This is a genomic window from Litoreibacter ascidiaceicola (genome assembly GCF_900129235.1).
In the GTDB taxonomy this organism is placed as follows: Bacteria; Pseudomonadota; Alphaproteobacteria; order Rhodobacterales; family Rhodobacteraceae; genus Litoreibacter; species Litoreibacter ascidiaceicola.
Genome location: NZ_FQUV01000001.1, coordinates 620048 through 638368, shown reverse-complemented (window position 1 = coordinate 638368; position 18321 = coordinate 620048). Strand labels below are relative to the sequence as shown.

The following is an 18321-nucleotide window of genomic DNA, read 5'->3' as shown; positions in this document are numbered from 1 at the left end:
CGATATTCTGGTCCATGAGCCTACCGCCCGGATTTTTAGACGAGCTTCGCGAACGCACCTCCATCTCTCAGGTGGTGGGGCGAAAGGTCATGTGGGACACGCGCAAATCCAATCCGGGCAAGGGCGACATGTGGGCGCCATGCCCGTTTCACCAAGAAAAATCCGCCAGCTTTCACGTCGACGACCGCAAGGGCTATTACTATTGCTTCGGCTGCCAAGCCAAAGGCGACGCGCTCGGGTTTATTCAGGAAACCGAAAACGTGTCCTTCATGGAGGCGGTCGAAATCATGGCGCGCGAGGCGGGTATGACCATGCCGGCCCGCGATCCGCAGGCGCAAAAGAAGTCCGACCGCCGGACGCAGCTGGCCGAGGTGATGGAGCAGGCGGTCCAGTTCTACCGGTTGCAACTGAAGTCTGGCGCAGGGGCGGCGGCCCGTGACTACATCAATAACCGCGGGCTTTCGCAGCAGACCCAAGACCAGTTCGATATCGGCTTTGCCCCTGATGGCTGGCAAAACCTGTGGGACCACCTGACCGGTAAAGGCGTGGCGGAAGAGTTGATCCTTGCCGCAGGTCTGGCCAAAGCCTCGACCAAAGGCGGCAAGCCCTATGACACCTTCCGCAACCGCATCATGTTCCCGATCCGCGACCCTCGCAAACGCTGCATTGCGTTTGGTGGCCGCGCGATGGACCCCAATGACAACGCCAAATACCTGAACTCGCCCGAGACCGAATTATTCGACAAAGGCCGCAGTCTCTACAACCACGGCCCCGCCCGTGAGTCTGCTGGCAAGGGCGAGCCGCTGATCGTGGCCGAGGGCTATATGGACGTGATCGCGTTGACGGCGGCAGGTCTCACATCGACCGTGGCCCCGCTGGGTACCGCTGTGACCGAGACGCAGTTGCAATTGTTGTGGCGCATATCGCCGGAGCCGGTGATCGCGCTGGACGGCGACAAGGCGGGTATCGGCGCTGCGATGCGCCTGATTGATCTGGCTCTACCGATGTTGTCTGCCGGTCAATCCTTGCGGTTTTGTGTCTTGCCTGAAGGATTGGACCCCGATGATCTGATCAAGGAGCAAGGAGTGAACGCCATGCGGGCGCTTGTCGAAAACTCCAAGCCGCTGGTGCATTTGCTGTGGCAGCGCGAGACCGAAGGTAAGGTTTTCGACAGCCCTGAACGCCGCTCTGCCCTTGACCAGTCGCTGCGGTCGGCATTGACGAAAATTTCCGATGGCAATTTGCGCAGCCACTATGGTCACGAGATCAAGCGTTTGCGGGCGGAACTGTTCAACCTGAACCCCGCGCCGCGCGAGGGGGAGTGGAAGCCAAACCGTGATCGCGGCCCGTGGAAGGGCAAAGGGAAGTTCCCCGACAAAGGCGTGGCAGTCCAGTCGACCAAGAACTCGCTGCTGGCGCAAAGCACCGATGTCGAGGAACGGATGCGCGAGGCGGTGATCCTTGCGATCCTAATTGCACACCCCGATTTGCTGAACCATTTCCTGTCCGATCTGGAGACGCTGGATTTTCACGGGGAAGATCACCGCAAGATGCTGGCGGCGTTATTGCGCCACAGCGACGAGACTGATTCGGAGCATTTGAAAAACATTCTCACCGCCGAGATCGGGGCAGCCCCCCTTGAAAAGCTGTGGTCGCTTAGCCATGTGCAAATTGCTCCTGCGGTTAGGGCAGGGGCGGATCTGAAAACAACCCGTATGACCATGGCAGAAGAACTGGCCAAGCTGGAGGCGCGTCGCGGCGTTCAACGTGAGGTTGAAGATGCCGTCGAAGACCTTGCAGGCGTGGCCGATGAGGCGCTGACATGGCGTGTGGGGCAGGCCGCCGAGGCCCGCAATGCGTCCCTGCGCAGCAAGGGGGTATCAGACGGGGGTGACGGCGAAGATCGCGGCTCTATGTCTGACTACTTGCAGTCGCTCATCGACGGCGAGATATGGGTGAAGAAGGGGCACTGAGCTCCGCATATAAACCGACGTGCGAATCACTCTGATTCGCGCTATTGATTCGAGTAGATTCGCGCGAATCACCCCTAGGCGCTTTTTTGGAGGCATTTCATGGCCAAAGACACCGACGATCAGACGCAAGCGCGCGAGGATGCAGCAGCGGGCCTCGATATGAGCCAAGCCGCCGTCAAGAAGATGATCGCCGAGGCGCGGGTGCGCGGCTACATCACTTACGAACAACTCAACCAGGTGCTTCCGCCCGATCAGGTTGCGTCCGAGCAAATCGAAGACGTGATGTCGATGCTGTCCGAAATGGGCATCAACATTATCGAAGAAGAAGAGGCCGAGGACGACGGCTCTACCAAAGATCTGGTCGAGGTTAACAATGCCTCCAAGGATGTGGTGCTGTCCTCGTCGACAACGGAAGTTCTGGACCGCACCGACGATCCTGTCCGTATGTATCTGCGCGAAATGGGATCTGTCGAGCTTTTGTCCCGCGAAGGCGAAATCGCCATCGCCAAGCGCATCGAAGCAGGTCGCAACACCATGATCGCGGGGCTTTGCGAAAGCCCGCTGACCTTCCAAGCGATCACCATCTGGCGCGACGAGCTGTTGTCCGAGGACATTTTGCTGCGCGACGTGATTGATCTTGAGACCACATTTGGCAACACGCTCGAAGAAGAGGGCGAAGTTACCGAAGCTGTCGTCGCGACCCCCGCAGGCGGTGACGCCAAATCTGGCGACGATGCGCAGGAGCTCGATGCCGATGGCAACCCGATTGCCAAAGAAGACGACGATGACGAGGATGAGGACGAGCAAGCAAACATGTCGCTTGCCGCGATGGAGGCCGCACTTAAGCCGCGCGTGCTCGAAACTCTCGACATCATCGCCAACGACTATCTGAAGCTGGCCGATATGCAGGACCTGCGGATTTCGGCGGCGATCAACCACGACGACACCTTCTCCAAGAAGGAAGAGGGCGCGTATCAGGCGCTGCGGACGGAAATCGTGACGATGGTGAACTCGCTTCACCTGCACAACAACCGTATCGAAGCGCTGATCGACCAGCTTTACGGCATCAACCGCCGCATCATGTCCATCGACTCGAGCATGGTGAAACTGGCCGACCAAGCCCGCATCAACCGTCGCGAGTTTATCGACGAATATCGCGGCTACGAGCTGGACCCCGGCTGGGTCGAACGCATCACTGCGAAAACCGGTCGTGGCTGGACTGCGCTGATCGAACGCTCCCGCGAGAAGGTTGAAGACCTGCGCGCCGAGATGGCCCAAGTCGGTCAGTATGTCGGCGTCGACATTACCGAATTCCGCCGCATCGTGCAGCAGGTCCAGAAGGGCGAGAAAGAAGCCCGTCAGGCCAAGAAGGAAATGGTCGAGGCCAACCTTCGCCTCGTGATCTCCATCGCCAAGAAATACACCAATCGCGGCCTGCAATTCCTTGATCTCATCCAAGAGGGCAACATTGGCCTGATGAAGGCCGTGGACAAGTTCGAATACCGTCGCGGCTACAAGTTCTCGACCTATGCGACTTGGTGGATCCGTCAGGCGATCACCCGCTCGATTGCCGACCAAGCCCGCACCATTCGTATTCCGGTTCACATGATCGAGACGATCAACAAGCTGGTCCGCACCGGTCGCCAGATGCTTCACGAAATCGGCCGCGAGCCGACGCCGGAAGAATTGGCCGAGAAGCTGCAAATGCCGCTCGAAAAAGTGCGCAAGGTGATGAAGATCGCGAAAGAGCCGATCAGCCTCGAGACGCCAATCGGCGACGAGGAAGATTCACAGCTTGGCGATTTCATCGAGGACAAGAATGCGGTGCTGCCTTTGGACAGCGCCATTCAGGAAAACCTCAAAGAGACCACAACCCGTGTGCTGTCGTCCCTGACGCCGCGCGAAGAACGAGTTCTGCGGATGCGGTTCGGGATCGGGATGAACACCGACCACACGCTGGAAGAAGTGGGGCAGCAGTTCTCTGTGACCCGCGAGCGTATTCGCCAGATTGAGGCGAAAGCGCTGCGAAAGCTCAAGCACCCGTCGCGGTCACGCAAACTACGCAGCTTCTTGGATCAATAAAACAAAAGCGCCCTGCGGGGCGCTTTTGTTCGATCAGGGCGACAAATCCTCCAAGAGGATTTGAGTCCAGACTTTCCTCGAAAGTCTGCGGCCGGCTCACTTGGCGCAGTCGCGGCAAAACGGGGTGTAGGGCAAAAGCTCCAACCGCTCCGCGCTGATCTGGTCATCGCATTTGACGCAAAAGCCGAACTGGCCTTCTTCGATCCGCTTCAGGGCTGCGTCGATGCGGATGATTTCGGCAGCGGCGTTGTTGCCAAGGCCTTCCAGCACCTCGTCGGTTTCGCGCTCAACTGCCAGTTCTTCCCAGTCCTTGGAATTATGCGCGTCCAGCTCGGCCTCTACCTCTTCGCTGCGTTCGACTAATTCGGCGCGGCGTGCCAGTAGCTTGGTCTTGTATTGGGCTGTTGTCGTCATGATCGTGTCCTCCTTTTCAGGTAGCCTATGCCTGCACCAAGCCTGCGACTTTGACCGAAATCAAGCAGGCTGATATGCAGGGCCTGCAGCCATTGGAGCATCCACCATGCGCAGTCACCTGATCTTTACATTTGCACTCTGCCTTCCGGCCAGCGCGGTCGCCGACTGCTCGCCCAACATGACCACCCTCGTGAGCTGCACCACCGGTAAAGGTGCTAAAGCCTTGGACCTCTGTACGGATGGCGCGAGCGTTCTTTACAGGTTCGGCAAAGTGGGCGGGTCTCCCGACCTTGAACTGGTCCGTACGGTCCGGCAGGTCGGCTACACCCCTTGGCCCGGTGTTGGCTCGGCCATTTGGGAAGCGGTGACCTTGGACAACGGGGCGTATACCTACGAGGTCTCAAGTGCCGTTGATCGCACTCCGGAAAACGCGCAGGTCAGGGGTGGGGTCGAGGTGTTCCAAAGCGGACAACATATCGCGTCCGTGCAGTGCGATGCGGGAAGCGTGGTGACCAATATCGACGCGCTCTATGCCATGCGCGAGGCAGCAGGGCTGTGCTATGACCCTGCGTCCTTTGCGTGGGATGATTGCAAGTGACCTGCGACACCGCCCCACATGCAAATGCTGCGTGTGGCACCCTATCTGTTTGATATGGCACAGTTTGATCCTGACTTCCATGTGACCGCGCTGACCCAAGGCGCGGATGTGGTCGTGTTTGATGGCGTCTGCGTGCTGTGTTCGGGGTTTCTGAAATTCATGCTCAAGCATGACCATGCCGGACGGTTCAAATTCGTGATTGCCCAATCCGAACTGGGAGAGGCGCTCTATGCTCATCTTGGCCTGAAATCCGCGGATTACGATACGAATGTCGTCATCGTGGACGGTCGCATTTATACCAAGCTCGATGCGTTCGCCGCCGCAATGGGTGCGCTTGGCGGTGTATGGCGCGTCGCCCAAGTGGTGCGGATTCTGCCGCGCCCTGTTGCCGACTGGCTTTACAACCGCATCGCGCGCAACCGCTACGCTGTGTTCGGCAAGACCGATGCGTGCCTTGTGCCAACGCCGGATGTGCAGGATCGCTTTCTTGCCTGAACCCGTCCTCCTTCTCGGGGCCACCGGATTGTTCGGTGGACATCTTGCCCGCCAATTGAGCACACGCGACGATATCGCCCTGACCGTAGCAGGCCGCAGCCTGAGCACGCTCACTCCGTTGGCTTCAGAACTGGGGGCCTCGCCGCTGGCGTTTGACCGCACGGATTTGAAGGCGGTGGCGGCCGCGCTGACGCAACTTGAGCCATTCGCTGTCATCGACTGCTCCGGTCCGTTTCAAAACTACGGTACAGCACCTTATGCCTTTGCCGAGGCCGTGTTGAACGCGGGCGCACATTACTTGGACATCGCCGATGGCGCGGAGTTTGTGGCGGGGATCACGGCTCTGGACGTCTTGGCAAAGGAAAAGGGCCTTTGCGCTTGGTCGGGGGCGTCGACGACGCCCGCTTTGTCCTCCGCCATTGCTGCGGATTTAAGCGTCGGGCTTGACGACATCGAGCTCATTGAGACCTCCATCGTTCCGGGCAACAAAACCCCGCGTGGCCTGTCTGTCATGCAGGCGATCTTGGGGCAGGTGGGCAGGCCGTTCCCGCGCCGGCGTGGCGGACGGATCGAGACTGCCTATGGCTGGGCCGACAGCACCCGCGTGGCACCGCAGGTTGGCGACACCAAGCTGAAGCCGCGCCTCGCGGCACTGGTGAACACGCCGGATGCCGCCCTGTTTCCGCAGTATTTCAACGCAGCGACTGTCACGGCACGCGCTGGGCTGGAGTTGCCGCTGTTCCACCGCGCCTTGAGCGTTGCGCGCTATATCGTTCCCGCCTTTGGCGTCACCTCGCTGGACCGTCTTTCGAAACCGCTGCTTGCGCTGTCCAACCAGTTTCTAGGGTTTGGCTCCGACGCAGGTGGTATGCGTGTGCGCGTTCAGGGCAGCGCAGTTGGCATCCGTCAAGAACGCGTCTGGGACATGATCATCCCTGATGGCCACGGCCCCAAGACACCCGTGCAACCCGCCGCGATCCTGCTGGATCAACTCCTCTCCGGTCGAGTGGTCGCTGGCGCGCGCCCCGCCTTGGCGGCATTCACCCGTGCGGAGGCCGAAGCGCAGCTGGCGACCATTCATGCAAGGTTCGAGCGGCGGGACCGCGACCTGACCCCGATTTTCGCGCAAGCGCTGAGCGCAGATTTCGACGAGCTACTCCAGCCCGTGAAGGCGTTGCATAGTCCGGCGCATGTGACGCGGTTCAAGGGGGTAGCGAATATCGAGACGGCCACCACGCTCCTTGGCAAGATCGCCGCCATCTGCGGTGGGTTCCCGCTCAAGGGCGGTCAGGTGCCAGCCAAGGTCGAGATTGTGGCCGACGGGCAGTCCGAAAAATGGACGCGCGATATGGGCGGCAAAACTTTCCGCTCCGTCCTGCGCTACGATCCGCTCACGGGTATGACCGAGACGTTCGGCCCCCTGACCTTCGGGCTTGATCTGACGGTGAGCAATGGTGAGCTGCTTTTTCCTGTCACCAACGGCCGTGCCTTCGGAATTATCCCGATCCCGCGCTTCCTCACCCCGATCAGCGAGACGCGCGAGAGCGTGGATGCCGAAGGCCGTTTCCGGTTTGACGTGCGCCTCAGCTTGCCCAACGGGGCGTTGATCGTGCACTACAAAGGTCACTTGGAGCCGCAATGACCACATTCACCATCTCCACCCAAGGGCAGGGCCTGTACGAATTCACCCGCGATGTGCAGGGCTGGCTCGCCAAGCAACCCGTCAAAGACGGGCTGCTCACGCTGTTCGTGCGCCATACCTCGTGCTCGCTGCTTATTCAGGAAAATGCCGACCCCGAGGTGCAAACTGACCTGCATAACTTCTTCGCGCGTCTGGTGCCGCCCACGACCGATCCGGCCATGTCTTACCTGACCCACACCTATGAAGGCCCCGACGACATGCCCGCGCATATCAAGGCCGCGATGATGCCGGTGTCGCTGGGTATTCCTGTGCAGCAGGGGCAACTGGCCTTGGGTACATGGCAGGGCCTTTACCTGTTCGAGCACCGCGACCATCCGCATCAAAGGCAGGTCGTGGCGCATCTGTCTCACTAGGCTTTGGGGGGTGATTTCCCCACTACCCAAACTGTAGCGGACTGCCTATAGTGCCTGTGGATAACTGGGGGATAACACCCAGGCTGAGGATAGAGGGAAAACAACGATGCGCTGTCCATTTTGCGGTAATGTAGACACCCAGGTGAAGGACTCCCGTCCCGCCGAAGATCACGTGGCAATCCGCCGCCGCCGGTTCTGTCCGGCTTGCGGGGGCCGTTTCACCACCTATGAACGTGTGCAGCTGCGCGATTTGGTGGTTATCAAATCCTCCGGCAAACGCGAAGATTTCGACCGCGACAAGCTGGAACGCTCCATTCGTATCTCCATGCAGAAACGTCCCGTCGATCCGGAGCGGATCGACCAGATGATTTCCGGCATCGTGCGCCGTCTGGAAAGCATGGGCGAGACCGACATCCAGTCCACCGCCATCGGCGAGATCGTGATGGAAGCGCTGGCCCGCATCGACACGGTCGCCTATGTGCGTTTTGCGTCGGTCTACAAAAACTTCCAGGCTGCGGATGATTTCGAGGACTTCGTCCACGAGCTTCGCCCGCCAATCGGCAAAGACGACTGACACCATGACACAGCCCGATGACCAGCGATGGATGGCCTTGGCGCTGTCGCTGGGCACACGGGGGTTGGGCCAGACTTGGCCCAACCCTGCAGTGGGCTGTGTTATCGTCAAAGATGGCCACTTGCTTGCACGGGGATGGACACAAGCGGGCGGGCGACCCCACGCGGAACAACACGCCCTGTCACAAATACCGGAAGGTGCCGCGCGTAGTGCCACCGCCTATGTCACGCTTGAGCCGTGTTCCCATACAGGCCAAACATCCCCCTGTGCCTCTGCGCTGATCAAGGCGGGGCTTGCGTGTGTGATCGTTGCCACTGGTGACCCTGATCCGCGCGTCTCGGGCAGGGGGCTTGCCATGCTTCGCGAGGCTGGCATCGAGGTCGTAACGGGCGTTCTTGAAGATCAGGCGCGCCGCGACCAGCAAGGTTTCTTGATGCGGGTCACCGAAGGGCGACCCATGGTCACGCTGAAGCTGGCGTCGTCCTTCGACGGGCGCATCGCGACCGCCACGGGCGAAAGCCAGTGGATTACCGGCCCCCAAGCCCGTCTTCAGGTGCAAGCCCTGCGAGCGAGACATGACGCCGTCATGGTGGGCGGCAGCACTGCGCGCGAAGATCTACCCTCATTGACCCTGCGCGGAATGGGGGATCGCCGCCAGCCGGTTCGGATCGCGGTCAGCGCTGGCTTGAACATTCCAACGCACGGCCCGTTGGCCGAAGATGACAGCACCGCGCCGGTCTGGCTGATCCACGGCCCTTCGGCACCGCAACAGGCGCTGGATTTTTGGGGAGCCCGTGGTGCGACGCTCTTTGAAACTCCGACGGGACCAAGCGGTCTTGATATGGCCCACGCGATGCGCGCCCTTGGACAGGCGGGCCTGACCCGCATCCTGTGCGAAGGCGGCGGCTCCCTTGCCGCGTCTTTGCTGGCGGCAGGCCTCGTCGATCACCTCGTGGGCTTCACCGCAGGTGTGATGCTGGGCGCAGAGGGGCTGCCAAGCCTCGGACGGCTGAAATACCCCGCTTTGGCGGATGCACCCCGGTTTGCGCTCGTCGAGACGCGCCGGATGGGCGAAGACGTCATGCACCGGTGGCAGCGAGTCGCCGTTTAGCGCGCGAGTCCTCCAAATGACCCCTACCTTTCAACAGCCTCACAGTTTGTGAGCGCCTTCTCACGCGTCCGTTACACTGTGGGCTGACGCGAAGGTAAATTGTGCGCGTGCAAACAGAAGTATGGTATTCTTCATGTATTTGAGCGTTGAGGCGCAGATGCGGAAGCCTCATATTGGGTCCATCAAACGGCAACAGGCCGACACACAAACAAACACTTTGGAGTACACACAATGAAAACGATCATCGCAATCCTCGCCCTGTCCGCTGCTGCACCTGCTTTTGCTGACGTATCCAACCCGCAAGCCTTCTTCGCACTTGGCAACGATTCCGCCGCAGAGCGCGTTGTCGGCGAAACATCCACAGGCGATCTGAACGCTGCCTTGTGGTCCGGCGTTTCCGCCAACGAAAGCGCTGCCGAACAAAACATCGTTCTGGGTGGCACGGATGTCAGCCGCAACGTGCAGGCTCAATTCGCTCTGGGCAACGACTCCGCTGCCGAGCGTTTCGTAAAGTAACCCCCGACCGGTCTTTTCCCGGACCTGTCCAAGGCCTCCTCGTGTCCCCACGCGAGGGGGCCTTTTTTATCGCCAAAGATGCGCGTAGCCCGCCAACGCTCCTTGGGCCTTGGCCAGCAACCGGTTGCGCAAACCCGCTTGCGGCAATGTGCCTGACGCAAGGCGGTCGACGACCACTTCCACAGGGCAGGGCAGTCGGGTGACGGGATCGTAGTATCGCGGATAGCCTATCAATGTCGCGTGCACCAACCCGTCCAGAGATGCCTCGGGTCCGCGCCGGGCGGGCACCGGGCCGCGGTCATCGGTCAGGCCCCATCCCGCGTAGAACGGCGCGCCGTAGCACGTCACCGCAACATCCCGCAAAAGCGCCTCGAACCCCAGAAGCGAGGTCATCGTGCAGACGCGATCTGCCTTCATTATCAACGCGATAGGATCTGCGCCATTGGCGATCAGGTCCGCACCGTCAGCCGCAATCGCCCCATCGCGCAAGCCCGCTTCGACGTCAGGATGTGGCTTGTAAATGATGAACGCATCAGGGAAGTCGTGTCGCACAATCGCCAGCAATCCGGCATTGGTGGCCACGTCTTTGGTCCCGAGCCGGATTGACGCGTCATCCTCAACCTGACCGGGAACAAGGATCACCTCCCGCCCCTCCTTTGCGATGTCAAAATCATTCCCGCCAAGGTTGTATTTGTTCAACCCTGTCTTGACGATGGCCGCCCGCAACCGCTCCGCGCGACGCAGCGCGTCAGGGGGCAGTTTGCCGCTTGCGGAAATCAGGGCTTCCAGCGCGCTGGGCCGTGTGGGGTCGTAATAGATACCCTTGTCGTCCGTCACCAATGACAGCGGTGCGATCAGGTCGGCGCCCAACCCGCGCGAGCGTAGAAACCCGTCTTCCACCCGCAACAGCGTGGTGTTTTGTGTCGCGGCGCGCAGGGCGTAACCTTCCGGCTCCAATCCGGCCCACACCAATAGCGAGCCGCCGCGCGCGTCGCGCAACGCCACTTCGGGGTCAGCCGCAAAACGCACATGGGCGTCCTTGCCAAATCTGCGCGCGCCGAAGATTTCCTGTATTGGGCCGCGTTTCCAAAGCCGCATGCCAAGGGCAATATGTCCACCTTTGTCTTGGCGCTGCGCACGGGTCAACGCCTCCAGCGTATCGATCACCTGCTCCAAGCTGCACAACCGGTCGCGATAGGGGTCGAACCATGTGCAGTAACGCAGCATGACACCCGCGAATAGCTGTGGTCGAGTCAGAGCCCGCTGCCTGCGGTCGATCGGCTGGCGGTCGTCGCTCAGCCCCCATCCGGCATAGAAGGGCTGGCCGAAGATCACCGGTTGGTGGCCCGCTAAAATCGCCTCGAACCCCATGCCGGAGCTGACAGTATAGACCGCAACGGCCCCCTCCATCAGCGCGTAGGGACTGGCCTTGTGGTCATAAAGCGAGACGTTTCCACCGACATCGGCGGCGCCGAAATGCCCATCGCGATGGCCTGCACTGGTCTCGGGGTGGGTCTTGATGACGATGCGCGCGTTGGGATGTTCTTCCCGTGCATAAACCAGCATTTCGCGGAAATGGTCGGCGGTTGCGTTGCCGTGTTTGATTGACGCGTCACCGCGCGTCTGGTCGATGACCAATACATATCCCGGCTTCGGGATCGGCGCATTGTCGTCAAAATCATTGTATTTAGAAAGGTTTAGCGCCTTGATCCGCTCCATCGCGTTGCGCGCGCGGGATAGCTCGTGGGCGTCGTCAAACGCTTCGCTGGCAAGCAGGGCTTCAAGATCAGAGGGCCCCGTGCTGTCAAAATAGGGACGACTGTGGTCAATGGTCAGCCCCAAGGGCGGCTCCCCGTCGCGACCGGGTTTCAGGGATCGCAGGAACGCGTCCTCAACATGCACTAGCTGCGCGTCGGTGTGCTCGGCCACTTTTTCGCCGCGCGCAGACGTGGGACTTTTGCCCCAGACCGCGATCAGGTCGTCAGGGCCGGGTTTGCCCAGCTTCAGATCATAACCGGCAAGGTCAAGGATACGCCGAACGCGGGATTGGGTGAAAAACCCCCCGTTGAAATAGAAAAGCCGTGGGCGGAGGGAGGGGCCGCCCACGGCTTCTTCTGCGCTTGGTGTCTTAGTTGCCACCAAGGCTCGACAGGGCGTTGACCGAAGAAAGCGAGCCGGTCAGCGCCGAGATAGTTTTGTTCCAGGTCACGAACGGCGCTTCGGTCACATAGACCGTGTCACCATCGCGAATAACGAAGTCGCGGGCCTCGAACATGCCGGTGGGCTGGGTCAGGTCCAGCACATAGGCAAATCGTTGCGTGCCTTGCAGGTCCGAGCGGCCTAGCACCGAGTTGGCAATTTCTGCAGGCTCGTTGCGGAAGACGAAGACACCTGTCGGGTCAGCAAGGTTGGAGTTCAGGCCGCCCACTTGCGCGATGGCCTCGATGGCCGACAAAGTCTGGGTGACGAACTCGATGCGGTTCTGCGCGCCGGTGGCCCCCAAAACAGTGAAGGCACGGCTGTCTTCCTCAACCAAGATACGGTCGCCTGCACGCAGCGCGATGTCAAATTTCGGATTGGAATACAGGTCTTCGAACCAGATCTTGGAGCGGTGCTTGCCCCGAAGAACGGTGATCTGCGCCACTTCGGGTTCAATCGAGATACCACCAGCGCGGGCGATCATCGACGACAATGTGCGGGTAGGGCGCTCGATGGCGAACAGGCCTTGCTGGCCGATACCGCCGACCAATGACACGGTCGCACCGTCACCTGCAACGCGGCGCACCACGACTTGCGGATCAGGGGTTTGCGTGTCCAGCTTGCCGGTAATGATACGACGCAGCGCTTCAGGCGTGTTGCCCGCTGCTTTCACGCGGCCAGCATAGGGCACGAAAATAAAGCCCGCACCGTCCACCTGCACTTCGCTCAACTCGGTGGCGTTTGCACCCTCTGCGGATAACAGGCCGTCATCGACGTTTTCCCAAATGGACAAGCCAAGGGTATCGCCGGGGCGAATGATGTCGGAGCCGACAACACCGGCATTGATGAACGCGTCACTAAAGCCAAGAACAGGCTGAATAGACGTGGCCTGTGTCACACGGCTGTTGACGGCAACAATGTAAGCGTCGCCCTGCTTCTGGACGGAGCCTGCGAATATCTGGCGCTTGCCGGGGCCGGACTTCGGCAACCCGCAAGACGCAGCCATGACGGCTACAAGCGTAAAAGCTACAATTTTTGTAGCTTTGGGACCCAAGTTTTTCACTGGTGTCCTCCTCGATTATGAGACTGCCTCAAGTTTTTCTTTTTACCCTATCGACTGGTGGATAAATTGCTACCCCCTTGATCTGTCACCCTGTCGGAGTGTTGCCACCGCGTCGCAGTGGCAGATTTCTGCGCAATGCGCGGCCAATTCAAAAATCGTTGCGTCTTGGCTCTCTGGACCCAAGGTGGCTGCTCACTTAAAGGATGCACAACAGCAGAAAAGGGCAAAAAACTTTGGCAAAACCCAAGACACAGGTTCTCACGAAATTCTTGCTCCTTGTAGCATTGCTCGTCGGGTATTTCGGCTATCTAAGCTACGAATACGATCTCGCGACAGGCGGTATTGCCGCGCTGCTGACTTGGAGCTTCTTCGTGCTGTGCACCCCCGTCGCAGATGCGGGCTTTCTGCTCGACTTCCCGCTGCGCATGATCTTCGGAATTCGCATGGTCCTGTCCGAGATCGCGGTCTGGGCATTGGCAATTTCTGCGAATATCGCGGTCCTGCTCCACGGGCCAAGCTACTACGAGACAACAGTGATGACGCAGGTGCTTCACGAAATCCTGACCCGACCTTTCCCGTATTGGGGGGTCATCGTGCTGTCGGGTCTCGGCACATTCCTGTCGATCCGCTTCGGGGACGAATTGATAGACGTGCTCCACCACCGCGACCGAGACTTCTTTCATTCGCACCACTTCAAGCACGAGGTGATCCTGTTCGTGTTCTTCTTGTTCGTGATATTCGGGTATTACCAGCTGATGGCTTCGGTCGGGCTTGCGGCCGTTCTCGAATAAGGCTCAGGTGACCACGTGAAGCTGCTGGCGCGGCGTTGCCGTTCCGGCCACCAGGGCGTCATACGGGTCTTCGCGGGCCAGCATCATATCCACCACTTGGCGCAACAACTGGCGGCGTCCTCGGGCGGAGTAAAAGCCGCCCGGAATCTGTGAGGTCTCCAACAGGTAGTGCCGATAGTCGCGATAAGCGCGGCTGTCAGGGCGCGTCGGGTTGGTAAAGAATTCCGGCAGGCTCTGGGTCGAGACGAATTCCGGTTTGTTATAGACCGCATCCCCGAACGCCTTCAGCGGCAGCCCGCGCCATAATACCTGTTGCGCGGCGGTAGAGTTTACCGTCACCGCAGAGCGCGCGGTGTTCAGCAACCCTGCCAATTTGCCACCCCGCACATAATGCACGCGGTTCGCCACGCCCAAGGACTTGGCAATCCGCTTGATATCGCGGCGCAGCGGCACGCGGCCATCTTCCAGCGGGTGGGCCTTTAGCACCAGATGGTGATGCGTCGGCGCACCTTTGGCAAAGCCGTCAATCGTCAGCTCCAGAAAGTCGGTCATGGTGTCGAAAGGCGAATGCATCTGGAAACTGGCATCATGCTCCAGCTGCAGCAGCGCCAGATGATAGGGGAAGCCGCCATGCTTGATGCGGAACGTCGCCAGCCCCCGCTCCATCGCGGTGAAGGGCATTGTCACCAACCGCTTGAGATAAAGCTGGAATTCCTTGGTCACACTCAGGGCGCGGTGCGGCCGGAAGCTGCGGTACTTCCGGTTCCGCAGGAAAACGAAGTAGTGATAAACCATGCCGTAAAACACATGCTGGCGCATGTCGCCCCAGCGAGCGGGGGCGTCGGGCAGGTCCAGATCAAGCCCTTCCAGCGCGGCGCGCATGTCGCCCACGGACATGTCCATCAGCCGCGAGTGCCCGTTGGCGCCGCCGCGCTCGTAGCTCACCCAGTAGGGGCGCAGATAGCCTTCCTCGAACACATGGATACGCAGCCCCATCGCCTGCGCGCGCTCGATCGCTTGCGCATGGATCGGTCGTGTATCGCCGTAAAGGACCAGATCGGTGACCGACTTTTCGGTGACGATCTGGGTAAACCGCTCGGCCCACGCATCGGGGCTGTCGAGATAGGGAATGTAGCTTTTGTTCGAAAACCAGAAGGCGTCATCCCCCTTGTTGAAGCCCACACGCCAGACAGATGCCCCCGCCGCCGTCAGCATTTTGCCCAAGCGGTAGAAGAAAGGCCCGTGCGGGCCCTGCAGGAACAGGAATGTTTTGTCCTTGCCGGACAGGGTCATGGTGCGGCCTTCACGTCGTTCACAAAATACTCATACAAGTTTGCACCAGTTTGCCCAGTCCGTGCGGCAACCGTAAGGCCCGTTTTCGTCGCAACTGTGGCGGGGCGCGACACGCATGTCAGTGGGAATCCTTGCAGCCGCTGCGTAGCCGCGCTAACTCCCAACGCAACACAAGAAGGGAACGCCGTCATGTTTACAGGCATTGTCACCGATGTGGGCGCGGTTACGCGGCTCAAGCAGGAAGGCGATTTGCGCGCCCGGATTTCATGCGCCTATGATCCCGACGGCATCGACATTGGTGCCTCCATCGCCTGCAACGGGTGCTGCCTGACCGTGATCGAGCGCGGGGAGGACATGACCCCCTGGTTCGACGTCCAGATTTCCGCCGAAAGTGTGTCCAAGACCAATATCGGCGACTGGCGCGACGGCACCCGCATCAATCTGGAGCGCGCCTTGAAGCTCGGGGACGAGCTTGGTGGCCATATCGTGTCGGGCCATGTGGACGGCGTCGCGGTCGTGGTCTCCATGACCGAGGAGGGCGACAGCACCCGTGTGCTGTTCGAAGCCCCGGGCGATCTGGCGAAGTTCATCGCGCCCAAAGGTTCGGTCGCATTGAACGGTACGTCCCTGACGGTGAACGAGGTCGATGGCAACCGCTTCGGCGTCAATTTCATCCCGCATACCAAGCTGGCCACCAACTGGGGCGACACACAGGTCGGAGACCGGATCAATCTGGAAATCGACACGCTCGCCCGCTACGTCGCACGGCTGCAAGAATGGGGCAACTGACCGCCCCCACTTTGCGCGCGGCCACCCCGTCGGATGCGTCCAGCCTCGCGGCATTAGCGCTGGAGGTCTTCTTCGCGACCTATATCCGCCACGGCATCAACGCGCATTTCGCCGACTATGCGCTGGCGCATTTCACGCCCGTGCGCTTCCAAGGCTGGATCGACGATCCAGCCCATAGCTTCATCGTGTCGCAAAACCGCGACGGCATCGACGGGCTGATCCATATCGACCGGAACAGTCCCGATCCGGTGGGCGGTGCAATCCCGACCGAACTGGTCTCGCTCTATATCCAGCCCCGCCATCAGGGCAGGGGGCTGGGGAAGGCCTTGCTGGACGCGGGGCTCAAGCTGGAAAGCGGCCCGATCTGGTTGGCGATGAACAGCCAGAACAGCAAGGCGCGCGCTTTCTATGCTGCACAAAACTTCACCAAACTCGGTGAAGTCGCCTTTAAAATCGGCGATCAGAGCTATCCCAATGACGTCCTGAGCCTTGACGCATGCACCAATCCCGCCAGAGGGTAAAACAGCGCATCACGACAAGGGGCATGCAGGATGACGCGCGCACACATCGGCCATAACAACGGCCCCACCATGGAGGCCGGTTTCGCCTTTCGCAAACATGCGTGGACCAAAGCGCGGGCTGCCTTGCTGCCGACCCTTCCCATCGAAATCCTGCGCACCCGCGTCAAACGCGCTCAGGCGCTTGGATTGCCTTATAAAACCTACGCCTCGGTGCGCGCCTCGACGGGCCGCGATGTGGTGGGCTTTTTGTTCTCCAACAACGCCCTGCGCATGCTGCGTGACACGCAACCAAGTCTCCGCGCGCACGCACTGAAACACATCGATGCGACCTGCACCGCGCTCGTCCATCGCCCGCTATCCCCCGATACCTTTCGCGACAGCCTCGCCAGCCAAGGCCTCCACATCACCACCGCCCGCGCGCCGCATTTCGCGCAAAGCTGGTCCGACATTCGCGCCGCTGTCCAAGCCCCGCTCCGTGCCGCAGACCTCCCCCTCGACGGCGTCCTCGTCATCGGCGACACCACCCACGAACGTGACTGGTCCATGGCCGCGCGCCTCGCAGGGTTTCTGCCCTCCGACCGCTACTTCACCGCAGAACACACGGCCCGTTAAACACGCGCCATTCTCTCCATCACTGCTTCAAAAATACCTAAATCCCCACCTCTCGGCCCCCGCGACGTCACGACATTGCCCTGCACCCTTCCCAAGCGCCGCCAAACCCTCTAATTGGCAGGCCATCAAAGGATGCTGCCCATGACCGACTATTCAGACGCAATCGCTCCCATCGAGGACATTATCGAGGACGCGCGCAACGGGCGCATGTTCATTCTTGTGGATCACGAAGACCGCGAGAACGAGGGCGATCTGGTGATCCCCGCTCAAATGGCAACGCCCGAGGCGGTTAACTTCATGGCCACCCATGGTCGCGGCCTGATCTGTCTGACGCTCACCTCCGAGCGGATCGACGCGCTGGGCCTGCCGTTGATGGCGTCCTACAATTCGTCGCGCCACGAAACCGCGTTCACCATTTCCATCGAGGCGCGCGAGGGCGTGACCACCGGGATCTCCGCCCATGACCGCGCCCGCACCGTCGCGGTGGCCATCGACGCGGGTAAAACCGCCGCCGATATCGCCACCCCCGGCCATGTTTTCCCATTGCGCGCCCGCGATGGCGGGGTGCTGGTTCGCGCGGGCCATACAGAGGCCGCCGTGGACGTGTCCCGCCTTGCGGGTCTGAACCCCTCCGGTGTGATCTGCGAGATTATGAACGATGACGGCACCATGTCCCGTCTGCCCGATCTGATCAGCTTTGCGCAAAAGCATGCGCTTAAAATCGGTACCATTTCCGACCTCATCGCCTATCGTCGCCGCCATGACAATCTGGTCAAGGAAGCCGCGCAACGCCCTGTGAAATCCGAGTTCGGCGGCGACTGGATGATGCGTGTCTTCACCGACGAAACCCAAGGCGCGGAACATATCGCGCTGACCAAAGGTGACCTGACCAGCGACGCGCCGGTTCTGACCCGCATGCACGCGCTCAATCCGGTCGAGGACGTGCTGGGCCTCGGCCCCAGCCCCGCGTCCGAAATGGCGCAGGCGATGGAGACCATCGCCAAGGAGGGCCGCGGCGTCGTGGTCCTGCTGCGCGATACGCAAATGAAGATCGACCCCGAGGGCGGTCAGTCCCCTAACACCCTTCGCCAGTACGGCCTCGGCGCGCAGATACTCGCGGCCCTTGGCCTGTCGAAGCTGGAGCTTCTGACCAATTCCCCGTCCCCCAAGGTCGTTGGTCTCGACGCCTACGGGCTGTCCATCACCGGCACCCGTCCCATCGAAGGAGCTTAATC

At 60.5% G+C, this 18321-nt stretch carries 18 protein-coding genes; 14 read left to right on the top strand and 4 right to left on the bottom strand.

Annotated features, from left to right (window positions below):
- Window positions 1-14: 14 nt before the first annotated feature.
- Window positions 15-1973 carry a DNA primase gene (gene dnaG / locus BUB72_RS03045; protein ID WP_073140346.1) on the top strand — a complete coding sequence of 653 codons (1959 nt, stop codon included), beginning with the start codon at window positions 15-17 and terminating at the stop codon, window positions 1971-1973.
- Window positions 1974-2072: 99 nt separating this feature from the next.
- Window positions 2073-4055, top strand: a complete 1983-nt coding sequence (gene rpoD, locus BUB72_RS03040) for an RNA polymerase sigma factor RpoD (RefSeq protein WP_073140343.1) — start codon at window positions 2073-2075, stop codon at window positions 4053-4055.
- A gap of 96 nt (window positions 4056-4151) precedes the next feature.
- Here the strand turns inward: rpoD and BUB72_RS03035 are convergent, their stop codons facing one another.
- Entirely contained in the window at window positions 4152-4469 is a 318-nt protein-coding gene (locus BUB72_RS03035) for a TraR/DksA family transcriptional regulator (protein ID WP_073140340.1), read from the bottom strand.
- 106 nt (window positions 4470-4575) lie between these two features.
- Between BUB72_RS03035 and BUB72_RS03030 the strand changes: the two genes are divergently transcribed.
- The 7 genes from BUB72_RS03030 (at window position 4576) to BUB72_RS03000 (ending at window position 9818) form a co-directional block, all read left to right on the top strand.
- Window positions 4576-5067, top strand: a complete 492-nt coding sequence (locus tag BUB72_RS03030; RefSeq protein ID WP_073140337.1) for a hypothetical protein — start codon at window positions 4576-4578, stop codon at window positions 5065-5067.
- 18 nt (window positions 5068-5085) lie between these two features.
- Entirely contained in the window at window positions 5086-5562 is a 477-nt protein-coding gene (locus BUB72_RS03025) for a thiol-disulfide oxidoreductase DCC family protein (protein WP_245814694.1), read from the top strand.
- A complete protein-coding gene (locus BUB72_RS03020) occupies window positions 5555-7204 on the top strand; it encodes a saccharopine dehydrogenase family protein (protein ID WP_175549112.1) in 1650 nt (549 codons plus the stop codon). Before BUB72_RS03025 ends, BUB72_RS03020 begins: the two co-directional genes overlap by 8 nt.
- Entirely contained in the window at window positions 7201-7617 is a 417-nt protein-coding gene (locus BUB72_RS03015) for a secondary thiamine-phosphate synthase enzyme YjbQ (protein ID WP_073140331.1), read from the top strand. The genes BUB72_RS03020 and BUB72_RS03015 overlap by 4 nt, the downstream gene beginning before the upstream one ends.
- 106 nt (window positions 7618-7723) lie before the next feature.
- A complete protein-coding gene (gene nrdR / locus BUB72_RS03010; protein WP_073140328.1) occupies window positions 7724-8191 on the top strand; it encodes a transcriptional regulator NrdR in 468 nt (155 codons plus the stop codon).
- 4 nt (window positions 8192-8195) lie between these two features.
- A complete protein-coding gene (gene ribD / locus BUB72_RS03005; protein ID WP_245814693.1) occupies window positions 8196-9302 on the top strand; it encodes a bifunctional diaminohydroxyphosphoribosylaminopyrimidine deaminase/5-amino-6-(5-phosphoribosylamino)uracil reductase RibD in 1107 nt (368 codons plus the stop codon).
- A 231-nt stretch (window positions 9303-9533) separates the two neighbouring features.
- Entirely contained in the window at window positions 9534-9818 is a 285-nt protein-coding gene (locus BUB72_RS03000; protein ID WP_073140325.1) for a hypothetical protein, read from the top strand.
- Between the two features lie 66 nt (window positions 9819-9884).
- On the opposite strand, the gene BUB72_RS02995 is transcribed toward BUB72_RS03000, so the two are convergent.
- Both BUB72_RS02995 and BUB72_RS02990 read right to left on the bottom strand, forming a co-directional pair.
- Window positions 9885-11957: a capsular polysaccharide biosynthesis protein gene (locus BUB72_RS02995; RefSeq protein ID WP_073140322.1), complete on the bottom strand. Its 2073-nt coding sequence runs from the start codon at window positions 11955-11957 to the stop codon at window positions 9885-9887.
- Window positions 11947-13023 (bottom strand): polysaccharide biosynthesis/export family protein, encoded by a 1077-nt coding sequence (locus tag BUB72_RS02990; protein ID WP_073140518.1) that lies wholly within the window; start codon window positions 13021-13023, stop codon window positions 11947-11949. The genes BUB72_RS02995 and BUB72_RS02990 overlap by 11 nt, the downstream gene beginning before the upstream one ends.
- A gap of 326 nt (window positions 13024-13349) precedes the next feature.
- Between BUB72_RS02990 and BUB72_RS02985 the strand changes: the two genes are divergently transcribed.
- Window positions 13350-13871: a hypothetical protein gene (locus BUB72_RS02985; RefSeq protein ID WP_175549111.1), complete on the top strand. Its 522-nt coding sequence runs from the start codon at window positions 13350-13352 to the stop codon at window positions 13869-13871.
- A gap of 3 nt (window positions 13872-13874) precedes the next feature.
- Here the strand turns inward: BUB72_RS02985 and BUB72_RS02980 are convergent, their stop codons facing one another.
- Window positions 13875-15164: a capsule biosynthesis protein gene (locus tag BUB72_RS02980; protein ID WP_073140315.1), complete on the bottom strand. Its 1290-nt coding sequence runs from the start codon at window positions 15162-15164 to the stop codon at window positions 13875-13877.
- A gap of 189 nt (window positions 15165-15353) precedes the next feature.
- On the opposite strand from BUB72_RS02980, the gene BUB72_RS02975 reads away from it, so the two are divergent.
- The 4 genes from BUB72_RS02975 to ribB all read left to right on the top strand — a co-directional run bounded on the left by BUB72_RS02975 (window position 15354) and on the right by ribB (window position 18319).
- Window positions 15354-15953 carry a riboflavin synthase gene (locus BUB72_RS02975; protein WP_073140311.1) on the top strand — a complete coding sequence of 200 codons (600 nt, stop codon included), beginning with the start codon at window positions 15354-15356 and terminating at the stop codon, window positions 15951-15953.
- Window positions 15941-16474, top strand: coding sequence for a GNAT family N-acetyltransferase (locus BUB72_RS02970; RefSeq protein WP_073140307.1), 534 nt, complete (start codon window positions 15941-15943; stop codon window positions 16472-16474). The genes BUB72_RS02975 and BUB72_RS02970 overlap by 13 nt, the downstream gene beginning before the upstream one ends.
- Window positions 16475-16504: 30 nt before the next feature.
- Complete coding sequence (locus BUB72_RS02965; protein WP_073140304.1) at window positions 16505-17086, top strand: hypothetical protein; 582 nt, start codon at window positions 16505-16507, stop codon at window positions 17084-17086.
- 141 nt (window positions 17087-17227) lie between these two features.
- Window positions 17228-18319, top strand: a complete 1092-nt coding sequence (ribB, locus tag BUB72_RS02960; protein WP_245814692.1) for a 3,4-dihydroxy-2-butanone-4-phosphate synthase — start codon at window positions 17228-17230, stop codon at window positions 18317-18319.
- Window positions 18320-18321: the final 2 nt, after the last annotated feature.

What these genes read in the sequence shown, in the direction of transcription:
- dnaG (WP_073140346.1), top strand. Translation starts at nt 15, where the DNA reads ATGAGCCTACCGCCCGGATTTTTAGACGAGCTTCGCGAACGCACCTCC.
- rpoD (WP_073140343.1), top strand. Translation starts at nt 2,073, where the DNA reads ATGGCCAAAGACACCGACGATCAGACGCAAGCGCGCGAGGATGCAGCA.
- BUB72_RS03035 (WP_073140340.1), bottom strand. Translation starts at nt 4,469, where the DNA reads ATGACGACAACAGCCCAATACAAGACCAAGCTACTGGCACGCCGCGCC.
- BUB72_RS03030 (WP_073140337.1), top strand. Translation starts at nt 4,576, where the DNA reads ATGCGCAGTCACCTGATCTTTACATTTGCACTCTGCCTTCCGGCCAGC.
- BUB72_RS03025 (WP_245814694.1), top strand. Translation starts at nt 5,086, where the DNA reads ATGCAAATGCTGCGTGTGGCACCCTATCTGTTTGATATGGCACAGTTT.
- BUB72_RS03015 (WP_073140331.1), top strand. Translation starts at nt 7,201, where the DNA reads ATGACCACATTCACCATCTCCACCCAAGGGCAGGGCCTGTACGAATTC.
- nrdR (WP_073140328.1), top strand. Translation starts at nt 7,724, where the DNA reads ATGCGCTGTCCATTTTGCGGTAATGTAGACACCCAGGTGAAGGACTCC.
- ribD (WP_245814693.1), top strand. Translation starts at nt 8,196, where the DNA reads ATGACACAGCCCGATGACCAGCGATGGATGGCCTTGGCGCTGTCGCTG.
- BUB72_RS03000 (WP_073140325.1), top strand. Translation starts at nt 9,534, where the DNA reads ATGAAAACGATCATCGCAATCCTCGCCCTGTCCGCTGCTGCACCTGCT.
- BUB72_RS02990 (WP_073140518.1), bottom strand. Translation starts at nt 13,023, where the DNA reads ATGGCTGCGTCTTGCGGGTTGCCGAAGTCCGGCCCCGGCAAGCGCCAG.
- BUB72_RS02980 (WP_073140315.1), bottom strand. Translation starts at nt 15,164, where the DNA reads ATGACCCTGTCCGGCAAGGACAAAACATTCCTGTTCCTGCAGGGCCCG.
- BUB72_RS02975 (WP_073140311.1), top strand. Translation starts at nt 15,354, where the DNA reads ATGTTTACAGGCATTGTCACCGATGTGGGCGCGGTTACGCGGCTCAAG.
- BUB72_RS02970 (WP_073140307.1), top strand. Translation starts at nt 15,941, where the DNA reads ATGGGGCAACTGACCGCCCCCACTTTGCGCGCGGCCACCCCGTCGGAT.
- BUB72_RS02965 (WP_073140304.1), top strand. Translation starts at nt 16,505, where the DNA reads ATGACGCGCGCACACATCGGCCATAACAACGGCCCCACCATGGAGGCC.
- ribB (WP_245814692.1), top strand. Translation starts at nt 17,228, where the DNA reads ATGACCGACTATTCAGACGCAATCGCTCCCATCGAGGACATTATCGAG.